This is a genomic window from Elstera sp. (assembly GCF_044372965.1).
Lineage (GTDB): Bacteria > Pseudomonadota > Alphaproteobacteria > Elsterales > Elsteraceae > Elstera.
The window spans coordinates 1-15,495 of the sequence record NZ_JBILQX010000010.1 but is presented as its reverse complement, the minus strand read 5'-3'; the positions used below and the strand labels follow the sequence as shown (position 1 = coordinate 15,495).

Below are 15,495 nucleotides of genomic sequence, written 5' to 3'. Positions count from 1 at the left end.
CCCTTCATCTTCTCCAAGATGACCAAGGACGCACAAAAATGGTGCCCTGCACAACAAGGAGAAACGAGGCGGAATATAGGCAGCTAACCCTAGGGAATCAAGGGGCTCCACGCGGGGTCAGATGCATCAGTGGGGGTCGTAACCTCCCGCAAATTGCGGCCCGTGATATCGACGGACACCAGCCGCGACGATCCGCCCCGCCCCTGGGCATCGGTCGGTTGCTGACGGAAAAACATCAACACGCGACCATTGGGAGCCCAGGTAGGGCCTTCATCCAAATAGGATTGTGCCAGAATCTTCTCGCCCGTTCCATCGGGGCGCATCACCCCAATTTGGAACTGTCCACCCTCCTGTTTCGTGAAGGCGATATAGTCGCCCCTGGGGGACCAGACAGGTGTGTTATAACGGCCACGGCCCGGTGATATTTTTTGCACACCCGAGCCATCGGCGTTCATCACATACAATGCGGTGACGCCGCCCCGGTCGGAGTTGAACACAATCTTGGTGCCGTCGGGCGAGGCCGAGGGGGAGGTATCGATCGCGGGACTATCGGTCAGCCGGGTTGCCCGGCGGGTGCGAAGGTCCATCGAATAGATTTCGGAGTTGCCGTTTTCGGCAAAGCTCATCAACACCTTCTGCCCATCGGGGGTGAAGCGCGGCGCAAACGTCATGCCGGAGAAGTTCCCCAGAATTTCCTGCTGCCCGGTGTCGATATTATAGAGGTAAACGCGCGGCACATCGTTGACATAGGCCATATAGGTCAACTCGCGCGCGGTGGGGGAGAAGCGCGGCGTAATCGCCCGCACCCGCTGCGGATCGGTGAGCGTGCGATAGCCGAACCCGTCCTGATCCATAATCGCCAACTGCTTGCGCCGGTTATCCGCCGGGCCGCTTTCGGCGACGAAGACAAGCTGCGTGTCGAAATAGCCATCTTCGGAGGTGATGCGCTTGTAGATGGCGTCGGCAATCTTATGGGCGACGCGGCGCAGACCATCGGTGCCAGCGGCCAGTACTTGCCCTTCCATCTGCGCTTCGCCGAAGACGTCCCACAGGCGGAACTCGACGCGCATCTGATTGCCTTGCAGCGTGACCGCGCCCGACACAAGCGCCTGGGCGTTAATCAAGCGCCAATCGGCAAAGCGCGGCGCGGTGCCAATCTGATCCGGCGTTTGCACGAACGCTTTTGGGTCGATGGGCTTGAACAGGCCCGAGCGCTCCAGATCGTCGGCGACGATGCGGCTAATATCCGCCCCCAACCGCGCGTCGCCTGCCAGATTGCTGATGGCGATGGGCATGGGCTGCGGGTTGCCCTGGGTAACGTCGATACGCGGCTCAATCTTGCCGGTTTGCGCGACCGCAACCGGGGCCGCCATGAGCAAAGCCGCCACCACCAAAAGCGAGGAGCGAAGCAAGGATCGACGGAGTAACGCGCGCGGCGAAGCAGAGGCTTTCTGTCTCATTGGCCCATATCCTTTGGATCGAAAACGAGGATGATTTCTTTGTAGGTGATCGGTCGCGGCAGCGGCGTATTGCAGGTCGGATTTAGGGATGCGCGCAAAGCCGCCTCGACAGCCGCGCGCCCTTCGGGGGAGCGCTTGACTAGGGCAGGGTCGGCCAATTCAGACCGTAGAACCGTTCCGTCCGGCCTAAGATATAGTCGAACGTCAACGCGACTATCGTTAACACTGCTGGCGCTTGGGTTAAAATTCCAGCACGGCTTAATTCGGTCGGCAATCGCCTTTTCCCAAGCTTGGCCCTGCGTCACGCTCGGCAGACTGGGATACAGTGGAGGAAGACCGATATGGCCAATACGCGGCTCCGGGGCCTTGGACTGCGTCTTCTCGCTAGCACATGCCGTCAGCAGGCTTCCTGAGGCAATGACGACAATCCACAGAAGATGCCGCATCAGACCATCTCCCTCGGATCGAAGACTATGATGACGCTCTCGTAAGCGCCCGGCGGAATGGGCAGCTTGTTGCAGGTAGGATTCATCGGGGCCCGCAGGGCCGTTTGGGCGGCGGCTTTATGCTGGGGCGACCGGCTCATGATCGACGGATCGACCAACTCGGTCCGCAAGACCGACCCATCCGGTTTCAAGAACAGCCGAACTTCGATGACGAGATTCTTGGCATTCGCGAGGCCCCCATCAAAGGCCCAACAGGGCGAAACCGCTTTCCGAATCCCATCCTCTTCCGCGCGCGACAGCGGACGGTTCGGGTCGCTCGGGCCAACGGAACGTGGCGCGGGGGAGCCTGCCGCAGCCGTTTGCGTCGGGCGGGCGGGAGTCGCGGGCTGGCTGAGCGCCTTGGCAATCGCGTCCAGCGCATCCGGCTTTTTCTCGGTCGGCTTCGCTTCCGGCTTCGGTGGAACCTTCGGCGCGTCCTTCTGGGGCGGGAACAGATCCTTAACGGCGTCCCAACCTTCCTTCTTCGGTTCCGGTTTCGGCGGCTCGACCTTCTTCACCTCTTCCTTTTTCGGCTCAGGCTTAGGGGGCTCGGGCTTCGGTTCCGGTTTGGGAGGTTCCGGCTTCGGCTCAGGTTTGGGCTCGGGTTTGGGTTCCGGCTTTGGCTCGGGCTTCGGCTCAGGTTTAGGTTCCGGCGGCTTCGGCGGGGGCGGCGGTTTTGGCGGCTCGGGCTTCGGCTCGGGTTTGGGTTCCGGCGGCTTGGGCGGCGGCGGCGGCGGCGGTGTGGGCGCGGGTTGCGGGGCGACGTCCGGCTTCGGCTGCGGGATCGGCGCGGGCGCAGGCGCGGGATCGGGCTTCGGCTCTTTCACCTCGGCGGGCGTCGGGTTATTCGGCGCGGCATTGGGGGTGGAGGAGATGGAAATCACCTCCACCTCAATGATCGGCTTCACCTCCAGGGGCGGCGGCGCGACTTGGGGCAGACCGAAGATCGCCAGGATCAAGATCAACCCGTGCAGCACCGAAGCAAGGATAATGGACCGATTCATCGCCGTGCGCCTGCCTCCCCTACCCGCCCCGCTTAGGCGTGGGCTTCACCGGCGCGCCCGAGGGGGCTTCGGCGATGAGCGAGACTTTGGCAAACCCTGCCGAGGCAACGAGGCCCATCACTTCCATGACGCGCCCATAGGGAATGCCCTTATCGCCGCGCACATAGATGGGGGTATCGGGCTTATTGGCGGTAATGGCTTGCAGACGCGGGGCAAGTTCCGCCTCCTGCACTTCCATTTCCTGAATATAGATCTGGCCCTGGGCGTTGACGCTGATGGTCAGCGGCTCGATGCGCTCATTGAGGCTAGCCGCCGAGGTTTTCGGCAGATCGACCGGCACGCCGACGGTAAGCAAGGGGGCCGCGACCATGAAAACGATGAGCAGCACCAGCATCACGTCCACGAGCGGCGTGACGTTGATTTCGGACATCGGCACATGGGTGCGACGCCCGCCGCGCCGACGCGGCCCGCCGGAATTGAGCGACGCGCCCATTATTCGCCCGCCTCAGCCGCATCCATCTGGCGCGACAGAATGGCAGCAAACTCCGCCGAAAAATTCTCTAAGCGATTGGAATAACGCGCGAGATCGCCCGAAATCTTATTATAGGCCAGCACCGCCGGAATAGCGGCCACGAGACCGATGGCGGTTGCGAACAAAGCTTCGGCAATCCCAGGGGCCACGACGGCGAGATTCGTGTTCTTCGACGAGGCGATAGCGGAGAAGGAGTTCATAATCCCCCAGACCGTGCCGAACAGCCCAACAAAGGGGCCAACCGAGCCGACCGAGGCGAGAAACGGCGTCCATTTCTCCAGCCGCTCCATCTCGCGCCCCACGGTCACGCCCATCACGCGCTCAATGCGCTGCTGAAGGTTCCCGGTGGTCAGCCCCAGGCCGCGCTGGGCCGAACGCCGCCATTCGCGCATCGCTGCCACGAACACCGCCGACATCGGATCAATCGGCCGATTGCCGATGCGGTCATAGAGTTCGTCCAGGCTGCCGCCCGACCAAAAAGCCTCTTCAAACTGATCGGCTTGAACCGTTAAACGGCGCAGGCGGATAAGTTTATCGACGATAATCGCCCAGCTCCAAATGCTCGCAAACACGAGCGACAGCATAACGAACTTAACAACCCAATCGGCCTGTAAGAACAGACCGAGCATCGACAGGTCATGCGCTGGCGCAATCGCCGCAACTGCATCGCCTTGCATTCTCTTCCCTCACTCCCCTGACGAACCGGTCTCATAAAACGGCGCGCACGCGACCCGAACCTTGTCCGGCACCCGCTGCGGATTGAACTGCGGATCGACGCACACTAAACGCACCAGAATTGTGACCAAATGACGGCTATCTGTGTGCTCCCAGCGCAACACTTGCTGTTCAATTTCAAGGCTTGCCCCGCCGAACTTCCGAACCCGGCTGCGCAGTTCCAGCGCATCATCCAACCGGGCGGGGGCGCGATAATCGATTTCCGCCGAACGCACGACGAAGAGCGTACCCTCCTCGTCATACAGTTTTTGTGGCACAATTCCCACAGCGCGCAGCATTTCCGTCCGCGCCCGTTCGGCGAAATTCAAATAATTGGCGTGATAGACCACCCCGCCCGCGTCGGTATCGGCATAGATCACGCGCAGGGGCAGCCGGTGCCAGCCGCCCGAAATCTCCCCAAACGTCGGGGCGAGGGGCGCGAAAGCGACATCGCTCATTCGGGTTCGTCTCCTAAGAGGCTGAGTTGCTGTTCCAGATCGCGCGGCGGAATGCGCCCGAGCAGTTTCCAGCCGTTCGGGGCCAGCATGCGCCCGCGCGGGGTGCGCTGGATCAGCCCCAACTGCATCAGATAGGGCTCGATAACCTCTTCGATGGTATCGCGCGATTCCGACAAAGCAGCGGCGAGCGTTTCCGCGCCGACCGGCCCGCCCTCATAGGTATCGGCGATGCACGAGAGGTAACGCCGGTCCATCGCGTCCAGCCCCATCGGATCGACATCGAGGCGCGATAGGGCCGCGTCCGCCGCTTTGCGGTCGATGGGATTGACCCCCGCAACGGAAGCAAAATCGCGCACCCGGCGCAGCAGCCGCCCGGCAATCCGGGGCGTGCCGCGCGAGCGTTTGGCGATTTCGAACGCGCCCTCTTCGGTCAGCGGCATCTCCAGCAGCCGCGCGCCGCGCGCCACAATCGAAGTGAGTTCTTCCGGGCTGTAGAACTGCAAGCGCAGCGGAATGCCGAAACGCTCGCGCAAAGGCGTTGTCAGCAAGCCCGACCGGGTGGTCGCCCCGACGAGCGTGAAGCGCGGCAGATCGATACGGATGGAGCGCGCCGCCGGGCCTTCGCCGATAATGAGATCAAGCTGAAAATCCTCCATCGCTGGATAGAGGATTTCTTCCACCGCCGGGCTGAGCCGGTGGATTTCATCGATAAACAGCACGTCGTTCGGCTGTAAATTCGTCAGCAGCGCCGCGAGATCGCCAGCCTTGGCGATCACCGGGCCGGAGGTCGCCCGAAAGCCAACGCTGAGTTCGCGCGCGACGATCTGCGCCAGCGTCGTCTTCCCCAAACCGGGCGGGCCGAAGAACAGCACATGGTCCAGCGCCTCGCCCCGGCCCCGCGCCGCTTCAACGAAGACCTGCAAATTCTCGCATACCGCGCGCTGCCCGACGAAATCCTGCAAGCGCGCCGGACGGAGCGCGGCTTCGCCGCCCTCGGCAACCGAGGCATCCAACAACGGGCGGCGGGGTTCGGGCGTCTCACTCATGCCGGGCTCAGCGCTTTCAGACCGGCGCGGATGAGATCGGCGAGAGTAGGCTCAGTGCCCGCGTCGCGCTGCTGCTGCGCCAGTTTCACCACGGCGGCAAAGGCGTCCGAGCGGCCATAACCGAGATTAACCAGGGCCGAAACGGCTTCGGCTTCCACCGTGCCCCCGGTTTCAACCGAAGGCGAAACGCTGGGGACTGTGCGCGCCATCGCGCCCAAGGCGAGGCCCGCGACCTTATCTTTCAACTCGGTCAGCAGCCGTACCGCGAGCTTCGGCCCCACGCCATCGGCGCGCGCGAGCGCATTCTTGTCGCCCGACGCAATCGCCTGAACCAGTTGATCCGGCGTCAGGACCGTCAGCAGCGCCAACGCCACGCGCCCGCCGACGCCCTGGACCGTTTGCAGCAGCCGGAACCAATCGCGCTCGGCGGAATCGCGGAAGCCATAGAGCAGCAGCGCGTCTTCCCGCACCACGGTTTCGATGTGCAGCGTCGCGGGTTGGTTCATCTGGAGCGTGCCGAGCGTGCGCCCGGAGGCCGACACGAGATAACCGACGCCGTTGACGTCGATCACCGCATAGCCCGCGCCCAAATCCCGAACAATGCCTTTCAACCAAGCGATCATCGGCTTCGCGCCAGTAAGGCCAAATCGATGCCGCCCATGCGGCTGGCCGTTTGGGCATGATGGGCATGGCAAATCGCCACCGCCAAAGCATCGGCGGCATCGGCACCGGGGAGCGCCAAACCGGGGAGCAGTTTGCCGACAACGAACATCACCTGCTCCTTATCCGCCGCCCCCGCGCCAACAACCGATTTCTTCACCGATTTCGCCGCATATTCCGCAACCTTAAGCCCCGCCCGCGCCGGAACCAGCAAGGAAACCGCGCGCGCTTGCCCGAGTTTGAGGGTGGAAGCGGCATTGGTGTTCACAAAGGTCTCTTCCACCGCCGCGCAATCGGGCTGATAGGTGTCGAGCACCTTTTGCAGCCCTTCATAAAGCTGCGCCAACCGGTCCGACAGGGCCGCCTTCGGATCGGACGTGACCGTTCCGCAGGCGATTCCCTTCAACCGGGAGCCTTGGGCCTCGATCACGCCCCAGCCGGTGCGCTGTAGTCCCGGATCGAGGCCCAAAACCCGCATAAGACTAGCCCGCCAGCTTGGCGAGCTGCTCCTCGGACACGTCGTAATTGGCGTAGACGTTTTGCACGTCGTCGTTATCGTCGAGCGTGTCGATCAGGCGGAACAGCTTTTCCGCCACTTCGTCCGAGACCGGGTTGAGGGTTTGCGGGGACCAGATCAGCTTTGCCGATTCCGGGGCACCGAAGGCCGCTTCCAGCCCCTCGCGCACGGTGGCGAGATCGTCGGTCGCGCAGGTAATATCGTGCCCGTCTTCCGAGCTTTCGACATTCTCCGCGCCGGCGTTCAAGGCAGCTTCGAACACCGCATCAGGGGTTCCAACCGAGGCCGGATAATGGATCTGGCCCACCCGGTCGAACATAAAGCTGACCGAGCCGGTTTCCCCCAACGCGCCGCCCGCCTTGGTGAAGGCTGAACGGACTTCCGACGCGGTACGGTTGCGATTATCGGTCATCGCTTCGACGATGACGGCGATACCACCCGGCCCATAGCCCTCGTAGCGCACTTCATCGAAATTGGTATCATCGCCGCCGCCCTGGCCGCGTTTGATGGCCCGATCGATCGTATCTTTCGGCATATTGGCGATTTTCGCCGCCGTAATGGCCGCGCGCAAACGCGGGTTCATCGACGGGTCGGGCGCGCCGGTTTTCGCCGAAACGGTGAGTTCCCGAATCAGCTTGGTGAAAACCTTCCCGCGTTTGGCGTCTTGCGCGCCTTTGCGGTGCATGATGTTTTTAAACTGGGAATGGCCAGCCATAGGTCCGCTACTCTTATTGTCAAGTCTGACGGTAATACAGGAGATCGGCGCGACCCTAGACCATTCCCGCGCTAAAGGGAATCGCGGAAAAAGCGGGGCACCGAAAAAGCACAGGATCGCGGAAAGGCGCTAAAGCCCTCGCAAATGCCCGAGCAACCCTTGTGTCATCGGGTCCGCCACCGCGCCCGGCGCGGCTTTGACGGCGGGAAGAAGCCCCGTTGCGAGTTCCTTCCCCAGTTCCACGCCCCATTGATCGAAGGCATTGATGCCCCAGATCGCGGCCTCAACAAACACCCGATGTTCGTAGAGCGCAATCAACCGGCCCAGGGTAAAAGGATCGAGCTTGCGATAGGCGAGCGTGATCGATGGGCGGTTGCCGGGGAAGACCTTATAGGGGGCGAGCCGGTCCGCTTCCGCCGCAGGCAACCCCGCCGCGATAAGCTGCGCGTGCGCTTCCGCTAGCGTCTTGCCGCGCGCGAGGGCTTCGCTTTGCGCAAGGCAGTTGGCCAACAGCAACGTGTGATGCTCGGCAAGCTCCGGCTCGTGGCTTTCGGCAGCAATCAGGAACTCGCAGGGGATGATATCGGTGCCCTGGTGCAGCAGTTGATAGAAAGCATGCTGGCCGTTCGTGCCGGGTTCGCCCCAGACCAGCGGGCCAGTTGCGAGCCCCTCGGGCAAGGGGGCGCCGTCGCGCGTCACGAGCTTGCCGTTCGATTCCATATCGAGCTGCTGCACATAGGCGGGCAGCCGTGCGAGGCGCTGATCGTAGGGCAGCAGCGCCCGCGCGCCATACCCGCAGATATTGCGGTGCCAAACGCCGATCAACCCCATCAGCACGGGCAGGTTTTCGACCAGCGGCACGGTACGGAAATGCGCATCCATCGCCCGCGCCCCGGCGAGAAACGCGTCAAACCCCGCCGTTCCGATAGCGATCATCACGGGCAAGCCAACCGCCGACCAGACCGAATAGCGCCCGCCGACCCAATCCCAGAAACCGAACACCCGCGCTTCATCAATGCCAAAGGCTGCGGCCTTGTCCAGCGCCGTGGAGACCGCCGCGAAATGATCTTCCACCGCCCGTTCGCCCAAGGCCGCTACCAACCAGCGCCGGGCCGATTGGGCGTTGGTCATCGTTTCAATCGTCGTGAAGGTTTTGGAGGCGACGATGAACAGGGTCCGCGCCGGATCGAGCCCCTTCAACACATCGTGCAGATGCGCGCCATCGACATTGGAGACGAAATGCACGCGCGGCCCATCGTGGTAGGGCGCGAGCGCCAGCGTCACCATCACCGGCCCCAGGTCGGACCCGCCGATGCCGATATTCACCACATCGGTAAACCGCCCGCCATCGGTCGCCGCAATCGCGCCACTGCGCACCCCTTCGGCGAAATGGCCCAACCGCGCGAGCGAGGCCCGGACCATCGGCATGACGTCGAGGCCCTTCACATGAACTTCAGCGTCCGGCCCAGCGCGTAGGGCGGTGTGCAGAACGGCGCGGCCCTCACTGCGATTGATCGGCTCCCCCGCGAACATTGCATCGCGCTGGGCTGCGACCTGACATTCCTCGGCCAGCGCCAAGAGCGCCGCGCGCGATTCCGCCGTCAGCGCCGTCTTAGAGTAATCCAGCAACAAATCATCCTGTTGCGCCGAAAACCGCCCGAACCGCTGCGAATCCGCCGCAAACAAGCTCCGCAGCGACGGTTCTGTTTTCAGCGCCCGCAGCGCTACCCAAGAAGCCGACATGTCATCCCCCCTATTTATGTAGCAAAGGTACAGGGCCGCGCCGGAAGCTCAAGCCCGAAGTGAGCCCGGTCGGACGATTTACCCGTCAGAGCGCGGGCGGCATGCCATGCGCTGCCAGGATACCCGCTGTTCGTTTCCCGCGAAAGCCTTGCCCCGCGCCAGAGTGGTTAGTATCGTCCGCCCCGCCGAACTTTTACTGGCCCAATTTTTACCGGCCCAAACTTTTAGCGGTGGACCCCCAATCATGACCGAGGCTGCCCCCTCTCTTTTCGGAACCGTCGAACCTTTCGCCGGGGACCCCATTCTGTCGCTCAATATCGCCTTCCAGGGCGATCCGCGCACGGAAAAGGTGAACCTCACCATCGGCATTTACATGGACGGTGCGGGCAAAGTCCCCGTTCTGCCTTCGGTGAAGGCCGCCGCTGATAAGCTCGGCTTCGGCGTCCGCTCCTATATTCCGATGGAAGGGCTGCCGGAATACCGCCGTCTGGTTCAAGAGTTGGTCTTCGGCAAAAACCATGACGTTCTCGCCGAAAAGCGCGTGGCGACCATTCAAACGGTTGGCGGTACGGGCGCGCTCAGCGTCGCCGCCGATTTTCTGGCGAAGCACGCGCCGGGCCGCGCCGTCTATGTGAGCGACCCGACCTGGGACAATCACCACGGCCTGTTCCAGCGCGCCGGGTTCGAAACCAAAACCTATCCCTATTGGGACGGCGCGACCCGGACTTTACGTTTCGACGATATGCTGAAGACGCTGGAAGAGGCTCCTGCCGGCAGCATCGTGATCGTCCAGCCGGTGTGCCACAATCCGACCGGGGTTGACCTCAGCCGCGCCCAACAGGATGCGCTGACCGATCTGCTGATCGCGAAAAAGCATATTACGGTCTTCGATATGGCCTATCAGGGCTTTGCCGATGGGCTGGACGAGGATGCAGGCTTCGTGCGCCGCTTTGCCGACCGCACGTCCTCCTTCCTCGTCGCCAATAGCTTTTCCAAGAATTTCTCGCTTTATGGCGAACGCTGCGGCGGCTTGTCGGTCGTCTGCGCCACCGCTGATGAAGCGGACCGGGTTCTGGGCCAGTTGAAGCTCGCCATCCGCCGCTCCTACTCCAACCCGCCCACCACCGGCGGTCTGCTGATTGCCACCGTTCTCGGCGATCCGGCTTTACGCGCCCAATGGGAAGCGGAAGTCGCGGAAATGCGTGTGCGGATGAAGGATATGCGCGAAAAGCTCGCTGCCGAAGTCAATAAGCTCTCGAATGAAATCGACGTGGGTTTCATCACCCAGCAGCGCGGCATGTTCAGCTATACCGGCCTCACCAAGCCGCAGGTTGTGCAGATGCGCGAAACGGACGGCGTTTATCTGGTCGAATCGGGCCGCATGTGCGTCGCCGGGCTGACTGACGCCAATGTGACTGCCGTGGCGAAAAGCCTGGTGGCGGCGCGGGCGGCTTAAAGCGCCGTTTCTTGCGATAAAAGCAGAGGCCGCCGAACCTGGGTTCGGCGGCCTTTTTTATTCGACCGGAGGCTACATTCGCGCATCCACGAGATGCACCGCCGCCGCCCCGGCCTCGTAACCGAATTCCTTCAACTGCCGCCAATCGGCCCCGCTGAGCTGCGTTACGGGAAGCGGCAGCAGATCGTTACTGCGGCGGGTGACGTGCTGGGCTAGCACGCGGCCAAAGACCGTGCCGGGGCCGATGCCGCGCCCGTTGTAGCCGGTGAAGGCCACCATCTGCGGACCCAACTCTAAGAAGCGCGGTAGGGCGTCGTCGGTCATGCCGATCCAGCCGTACCATTCGTGCGCAAACGCGGCCCCTTCGAGCGCCGGGAAGAGCTTCACCATCGCCCGCCGCGCCCAATCGGGGTGCACCTGCTGCCCGCCCGCGCGCAAAGCGCCGACGCTGCCGAAGATGAACCGCCCCGCCGAATCCAGCCGGAAGGAACTCAGCACTTCCTTCGTGTCCCACGCGCCTTGCCGACCGGGGATGATCTCTTTTAACAAATGCTCCGGCAAAGGTTCGGTCGCGCACTGAAAATAGGGCAGCCGCACCAGCGCCTGCCGGATCATCTGGAACGGACCGGAGGAAAAGGCGTTGGTAGCGACGATCACCCAATCGGCGGTCACGCTGCCGCCCGGCGTCATCAGCCGCCAGACCGACCCGTCGCGCTCGCAGCCCTGCACGGGGGAGCTTGAATAGACGGAAGCCCCCGCCGCCATTGCCGCCCGCCCCAGCCCGCGCGCATAAGCGAGCGGCTGGATGGTGCCCGCACGCTTATCGAGCAGCGCCCCGCGATAGGCATTGGTGCCGAGCGCCCGCGCCGCTGCCGCCTGATCGAGCAGTTCGACCGGCGCACCGCGCGCGCGCCATTCGGCGTACCGCGCCTCAAGATCGCGTAAGCCCGTATCGCCGACCGCGCAATGGAGGGTGCCGACGTGCATCGCCTCGCAGTCCATGCCGTGCTTCGAGACAAGGCCGTAAACCTCCTGCGGTGCATCGCTAAGGATCGACAGCAGCCGTTCGCCATACTCGGCCCCCAGCACTTTGGGAATCTCGCTTGGCATGACCCACAGCCCAGCATTCACCAAACCGACATTGCGCCCCGAGCCGCCGAAGCCAATCTCCTCGGCGTCCAAAACCGCCACCTTGCTGCCGGATTCGGCCAAATGCAGCGCCGCCGACAGGCCGGTGAACCCCGCGCCGATCACGGCGACATCAACACGCAGATTGCCCGCCAGCGCATTCGTGACCGGGGCGGCGGGGGCGGATTTCCCCCAAAGGCCGTGGGACTCGGCGGCAACGGGCATGGCGCGATTCCTTCTGTCAAACTTAGTCTAAATCATGCGGAGTGTTTCCGCATTTTGGCTACAAAATAGTGGCGCTTGTTTTTGGAAATCCTCAAGTCCCAGATCCGCATGACACTGTGAGCAGATTGCGTTTGCAACAAGGGCGGGTGTAGCCTTTTGGTGTCCCAGGAGTTTTGTGACAAGGATGGACGCTATGACGGTTAAACGCTGCTTGCTGGCCCTCGCGCTCCTGGCCGTCGCCCCCACGCCGCTGGCGGCGCAAGCAACCCGTCCCATAACCATCTTTGCCGCCGCGAGCCTCAAGAACGCGCTCGACGATAGCCTCGCCCAGTGGCAGCGGCAGGGCGGGGCGAAAGCCGTCGCCGCCTATGCCGCAAGCTCCGCGCTCGCCCGGCAGGTGGAAAGCGGCGCGCCTGCCGATCTATTCTTTTCCGCCGATCTTGAGTGGATGGACTATCTCCAGCAGCGCAATTTGATCCGGCCCGAAAGCCGCGTCACGCTGCTCGGCAATCGGCTGGTGCTGATCGGCGAAAAGGGCCGTCAAGGCCCCGTTGCCATCGATGCGCGCTTGGATCTCAAGGGAATGCTGAAGGGCAATCGTCTGGCGATGGGCGAGGTTGCGAGCGTTCCCGCCGGGAAATACGGCAAGGCGGCGCTCACGACCCTCGGCCTGTGGGCCAGCGTCGAAAACAGCATCGCCGGGGTCGATAATGTCCGCGCTGCCCTCACCCTGGTCGCACGCGGCGAAGCCCCCTTAGGGATCGTCTATCAGACCGACGCCGCCGCTGAGCCGAAGGTGGATATTATAGGCACCTTCCCCGAAAGCAGCCACCCGCGCATTCTCTACCCGGTCGCGCTGACCGCAACCAGCCAGGCGAGCGCCACCGCCCTCCTCGCCTTTTTGAAGTCGCCGGAAGCCAGCGTCTTATTCACCAAGCAGGGGTTCGCCGCCCTCCCTCCGGGCCAGGGGTCGTAGCCCGCCCGCATGGAATCTTTCGTCGCTTTTTTTGATCTCTCCGAAGCGGAATGGGTGGCAGTTGGCCTCAGCCTGCGCATCGCGGCGGTTGCTACCCTCTGTAGCCTGCCGTTCGGCCTGATCGTCGCCCTGGTGCTGGCGCGCGGGCGCTTCTGGGGACGGGGGGTACTCGACGGTCTGGTTCACCTGCCGCTGATTCTGCCGCCCGTCGTGACCGGCTATCTGCTGCTGATTCTGTTCGGGCGGCGCGGTTTTTTCGGCGAACCGCTCGATCAGATTTTCGGCGTCACCCTCGCCTTCCGCTGGACCGGGGCGGCGCTGGCCTGTGCCGTGATGGGGTTTCCGCTGATGGTGCGCGCGATGCGCCTATCCATCGAAGCCGTCGACCGGCGTTTGGAAGATGCTGCCTCTACCTTAGGCGCGGGGCCGGTTTGGGTCTTTCTCACCGTCACGCTGCCGCTCTGCCTGCCGGGGTTTCTGGCGGGGATGGTGCTATCTTTTGCCAAAGCAATGGGCGAGTTCGGGGCCACGATTACCTTCGTCTCGAATATCCCCGGCGAAACGCAAACCTTGGCGTCGGCCATCTACGGATTTTTGCAGGTGCCAGGGGGCGATGGTCCTGCCGTGCGGCTGGTGATCCTCTCGGTGATCCTGTCGATGGGGGCGCTGCTGGTGTCGGAACTCCTCACCCAACGGGCGCGGCGGCGACAAAGCTGATGCTCTCCTTCGATATTCAGCACCGGCAGGGCGATTTCACCCTCGCGCTCGCCGCCGAAATCGGCCCTGGTCTGACCGCCCTCAGCGGGCCGTCTGGCTCCGGGAAAACCTCGGTGCTGAACATCATCGCCGGGTTGATCCGCCCGCAAAGGGGCCATGTGCGCCTAGACGACACCATTTTCGTCGATACCGCGCGCGACGAATGGTTGCCACCGCATAAACGCCGCTGCGGTGTGGTGTTTCAAGAGGCGCGGCTGTTTCCCCATCTCTCCGTGCGGCAGAATCTTTTGTATGGCCATTGGTTCAACCGCGCGCGCGGCGAGCAGGCCGATTTAGCGGGAATCGCCGATCTGTTGGGCATCGCCCCCCTGCTCGACCGCCCGCCCGGCACCCTCTCGGGCGGCGAAGCGCAGCGCGTCGCGCTCGGGCGGGCGCTGCTGGCAAAACCGCGACTGCTGCTGATGGACGAGCCGCTGTCGGCCCTCGATAGCGCCCGCAAGGACGATATTCTGCCCTACCTGGAGCGGGTGCGCGATACCGCCCAGGTGCCAATTCTGTACGTTACCCACGCCCAAGCGGAAATCGACCGGCTGGCGAGCCGCGTGCTGGTTCTGCGCGCGGGCCGTTTAGTCTCCTAAGCCATTGCCGCTTTCGGAACGATTGCGCCGGGGTGCTGAATGACGATGGAGGCCAGCCGGTGCGCCGCCTGCGCCGCCTCTTGAGGCACCTTCCCGCCAAGCCGCGCCGCAAGATAGCCCGCTGCAAAACTATCGCCCGCCGCCGTCGTATCCACCGGCGCAACCGACGCGCCTTCGACCAAAATCGGCGCATCCGCCCCCACCGAAACCCACGCGCGCGGCCCGCCCGCCTTCAGCACGACTTCCGCCACCCCATAGGCGCGATGCCGGGCAATCAGCGCCGGGGCATCTTCTTCCCCGAACAAAGGCGCTTCATCCTCAAGGCCGGGCAGGCTGAGGTCGGCGAGGCGGAGGATGGCTTCATAGGCGGCTTTCGCGGTAGCCGCATCGGGCCAAAGGCGCGGACGATAATTGCTGTCAAAAGACAGGCGCATCCCCCTGGCTTTCGCGGCGGCGAGCGCGTCGAACAGTGCCTGCCGCCCCTCTGGCCCCGCAATCGCCAGCGTAATGCCGGAGAGATGCAGCCAATCGCAAGCGAGTACTTGCCCGAGCCAGGCCGCGCGGCTTTCGTGCCGCCAGATTTGCCGGGCCGCCGAAGCCTCGCGCCAGTAGGAGAAAGATCGCTCCCCGGTCGGGTCGGTGCGAATGGCATAGAGGCCGGGCAGGGTTCCGGGCAGGCGCGCCACGGCGTCCGTCGCTACCCCTTCGGCCTGCCAGGCGGCGAGCACTTCGGCACTATAGGGATCGTCGCCCATCGCGCTGGCATAACCGGTGCGCACGCCAAGCCGCGCGAGATAGACGGCGGTATTGAGGGTATCGCCGCCAAAGCTGAGCGTGGCCGGGCCGAGGCGCGGGGCGGAAAGCTCCAGCATCGCCTCGCCGAGGCAGTGAACCAAAGGCTCAGACATGGGAATCCTCTCCTAAATAAACGCGGCGCACCTCCGCGTTCGTGGCAATTTCGGCGGGCGATCCTTCCACAAGAATCCTCCCCGCCACCAGAACCGAAATCCGCTCGGCGAAG

The 15,495-nt window shown here is 63.5% G+C and carries 18 protein-coding genes; 4 read left to right on the top strand and 14 right to left on the bottom strand.

The annotated features are described in order from the left end of the window. Positions 1–89: 89 nt before the first annotated feature. The 11 genes from tolB to pgi form a co-directional block, all read right to left on the bottom strand. Entirely contained in the window at positions 90–1,460 is a 1,371-nt protein-coding gene (gene tolB / locus ACIQ36_RS02820; RefSeq protein WP_395825530.1) for a Tol-Pal system beta propeller repeat protein TolB, read from the bottom strand. Beyond that, a complete protein-coding gene (locus ACIQ36_RS02815; RefSeq protein ID WP_395825527.1) occupies positions 1,457–1,906 on the bottom strand; it encodes a hypothetical protein in 450 nt (149 codons plus the stop codon). The genes tolB and ACIQ36_RS02815 overlap by 4 nt, the downstream gene beginning before the upstream one ends. Further along, positions 1,906–2,949, bottom strand: coding sequence for a hypothetical protein (locus tag ACIQ36_RS02810; RefSeq protein ID WP_395825524.1), 1,044 nt, complete (start codon positions 2,947–2,949; stop codon positions 1,906–1,908). Before ACIQ36_RS02810 ends, ACIQ36_RS02815 begins: the two co-directional genes overlap by 1 nt. Positions 2,950–2,968: 19 nt before the next feature. Continuing rightward, on the bottom strand, positions 2,969–3,442 hold the full coding sequence (tolR, locus tag ACIQ36_RS02805) for a protein TolR (RefSeq protein ID WP_395825521.1): 474 nt from the start codon (positions 3,440–3,442) through the stop codon (positions 2,969–2,971). Beyond that, a complete protein-coding gene (tolQ, locus tag ACIQ36_RS02800) occupies positions 3,442–4,110 on the bottom strand; it encodes a protein TolQ (RefSeq protein WP_395825621.1) in 669 nt (222 codons plus the stop codon). Before tolQ ends, tolR begins: the two co-directional genes overlap by 1 nt. A 57-nt stretch (positions 4,111–4,167) precedes the next feature. Next, on the bottom strand, positions 4,168–4,653 hold the full coding sequence (locus ACIQ36_RS02795) for a YbgC/FadM family acyl-CoA thioesterase (RefSeq protein WP_395825518.1): 486 nt from the start codon (positions 4,651–4,653) through the stop codon (positions 4,168–4,170). Then, on the bottom strand, positions 4,650–5,699 hold the full coding sequence (gene ruvB, locus ACIQ36_RS02790) for a Holliday junction branch migration DNA helicase RuvB (RefSeq protein ID WP_395825515.1): 1,050 nt from the start codon (positions 5,697–5,699) through the stop codon (positions 4,650–4,652). Before ruvB ends, ACIQ36_RS02795 begins: the two co-directional genes overlap by 4 nt. Next, positions 5,696–6,322, bottom strand: a complete 627-nt coding sequence (gene ruvA, locus ACIQ36_RS02785; RefSeq protein WP_395825512.1) for a Holliday junction branch migration protein RuvA — start codon at positions 6,320–6,322, stop codon at positions 5,696–5,698. Before ruvA ends, ruvB begins: the two co-directional genes overlap by 4 nt. Further along, positions 6,319–6,837, bottom strand: coding sequence for a crossover junction endodeoxyribonuclease RuvC (ruvC, locus tag ACIQ36_RS02780; protein WP_395825509.1), 519 nt, complete (start codon positions 6,835–6,837; stop codon positions 6,319–6,321). Before ruvC ends, ruvA begins: the two co-directional genes overlap by 4 nt. A 4-nt stretch (positions 6,838–6,841) precedes the next feature. Beyond that, positions 6,842–7,591, bottom strand: a complete 750-nt coding sequence (locus ACIQ36_RS02775) for a YebC/PmpR family DNA-binding transcriptional regulator (protein ID WP_395825506.1) — start codon at positions 7,589–7,591, stop codon at positions 6,842–6,844. A gap of 129 nt (positions 7,592–7,720) precedes the next feature. Continuing rightward, positions 7,721–9,334 (bottom strand): glucose-6-phosphate isomerase, encoded by a 1,614-nt coding sequence (pgi, locus tag ACIQ36_RS02770; protein WP_395825503.1) that lies wholly within the window; start codon positions 9,332–9,334, stop codon positions 7,721–7,723. Between the two features lie 244 nt (positions 9,335–9,578). Between pgi and ACIQ36_RS02765 the strand changes: the two genes are divergently transcribed. Continuing rightward, positions 9,579–10,790 (top strand): aromatic amino acid transaminase, encoded by a 1,212-nt coding sequence (locus ACIQ36_RS02765; RefSeq protein WP_395825500.1) that lies wholly within the window; start codon positions 9,579–9,581, stop codon positions 10,788–10,790. 72 nt (positions 10,791–10,862) lie between these two features. On the opposite strand, the gene ACIQ36_RS02760 is transcribed toward ACIQ36_RS02765, so the two are convergent. Next, on the bottom strand, positions 10,863–12,143 hold the full coding sequence (locus ACIQ36_RS02760) for an NAD(P)/FAD-dependent oxidoreductase (RefSeq protein WP_395825497.1): 1,281 nt from the start codon (positions 12,141–12,143) through the stop codon (positions 10,863–10,865). A 193-nt stretch (positions 12,144–12,336) separates the two neighbouring features. Here ACIQ36_RS02760 and modA point away from each other — a divergent pair, with 193 nt between their 5' ends. From modA to modC, 3 genes are read left to right on the top strand one after another with little or no spacing between them, the layout of a single operon-like run. Beyond that, the gene (modA, locus tag ACIQ36_RS02755) at positions 12,337–13,119 is read left to right on the top strand and encodes a molybdate ABC transporter substrate-binding protein (protein ID WP_395825493.1); all 783 of its coding nucleotides are present in this window, start codon (positions 12,337–12,339) and stop codon (positions 13,117–13,119) included. A 9-nt stretch (positions 13,120–13,128) separates the two neighbouring features. Then, a complete protein-coding gene (gene modB, locus ACIQ36_RS02750; RefSeq protein ID WP_395825490.1) occupies positions 13,129–13,836 on the top strand; it encodes a molybdate ABC transporter permease subunit in 708 nt (235 codons plus the stop codon). Continuing rightward, positions 13,836–14,474: a molybdenum ABC transporter ATP-binding protein gene (gene modC / locus ACIQ36_RS02745; RefSeq protein ID WP_395825487.1), complete on the top strand. Its 639-nt coding sequence runs from the start codon at positions 13,836–13,838 to the stop codon at positions 14,472–14,474. The genes modB and modC overlap by 1 nt, the downstream gene beginning before the upstream one ends. Here the strand turns inward: modC and ACIQ36_RS02740 are convergent. Both ACIQ36_RS02740 and ACIQ36_RS02735 read right to left on the bottom strand, forming a co-directional pair. Continuing rightward, complete coding sequence (locus tag ACIQ36_RS02740; RefSeq protein ID WP_395825484.1) at positions 14,471–15,382, bottom strand: sugar kinase; 912 nt, start codon at positions 15,380–15,382, stop codon at positions 14,471–14,473. The genes modC and ACIQ36_RS02740 overlap by 4 nt on opposite strands. Then, positions 15,375–15,452, bottom strand: a complete 78-nt coding sequence (locus tag ACIQ36_RS02735) for a hypothetical protein (RefSeq protein ID WP_395825618.1) — start codon at positions 15,450–15,452, stop codon at positions 15,375–15,377. Before ACIQ36_RS02735 ends, ACIQ36_RS02740 begins: the two co-directional genes overlap by 8 nt. Between the last annotated feature and the right edge of the window lie 43 nt (positions 15,453–15,495).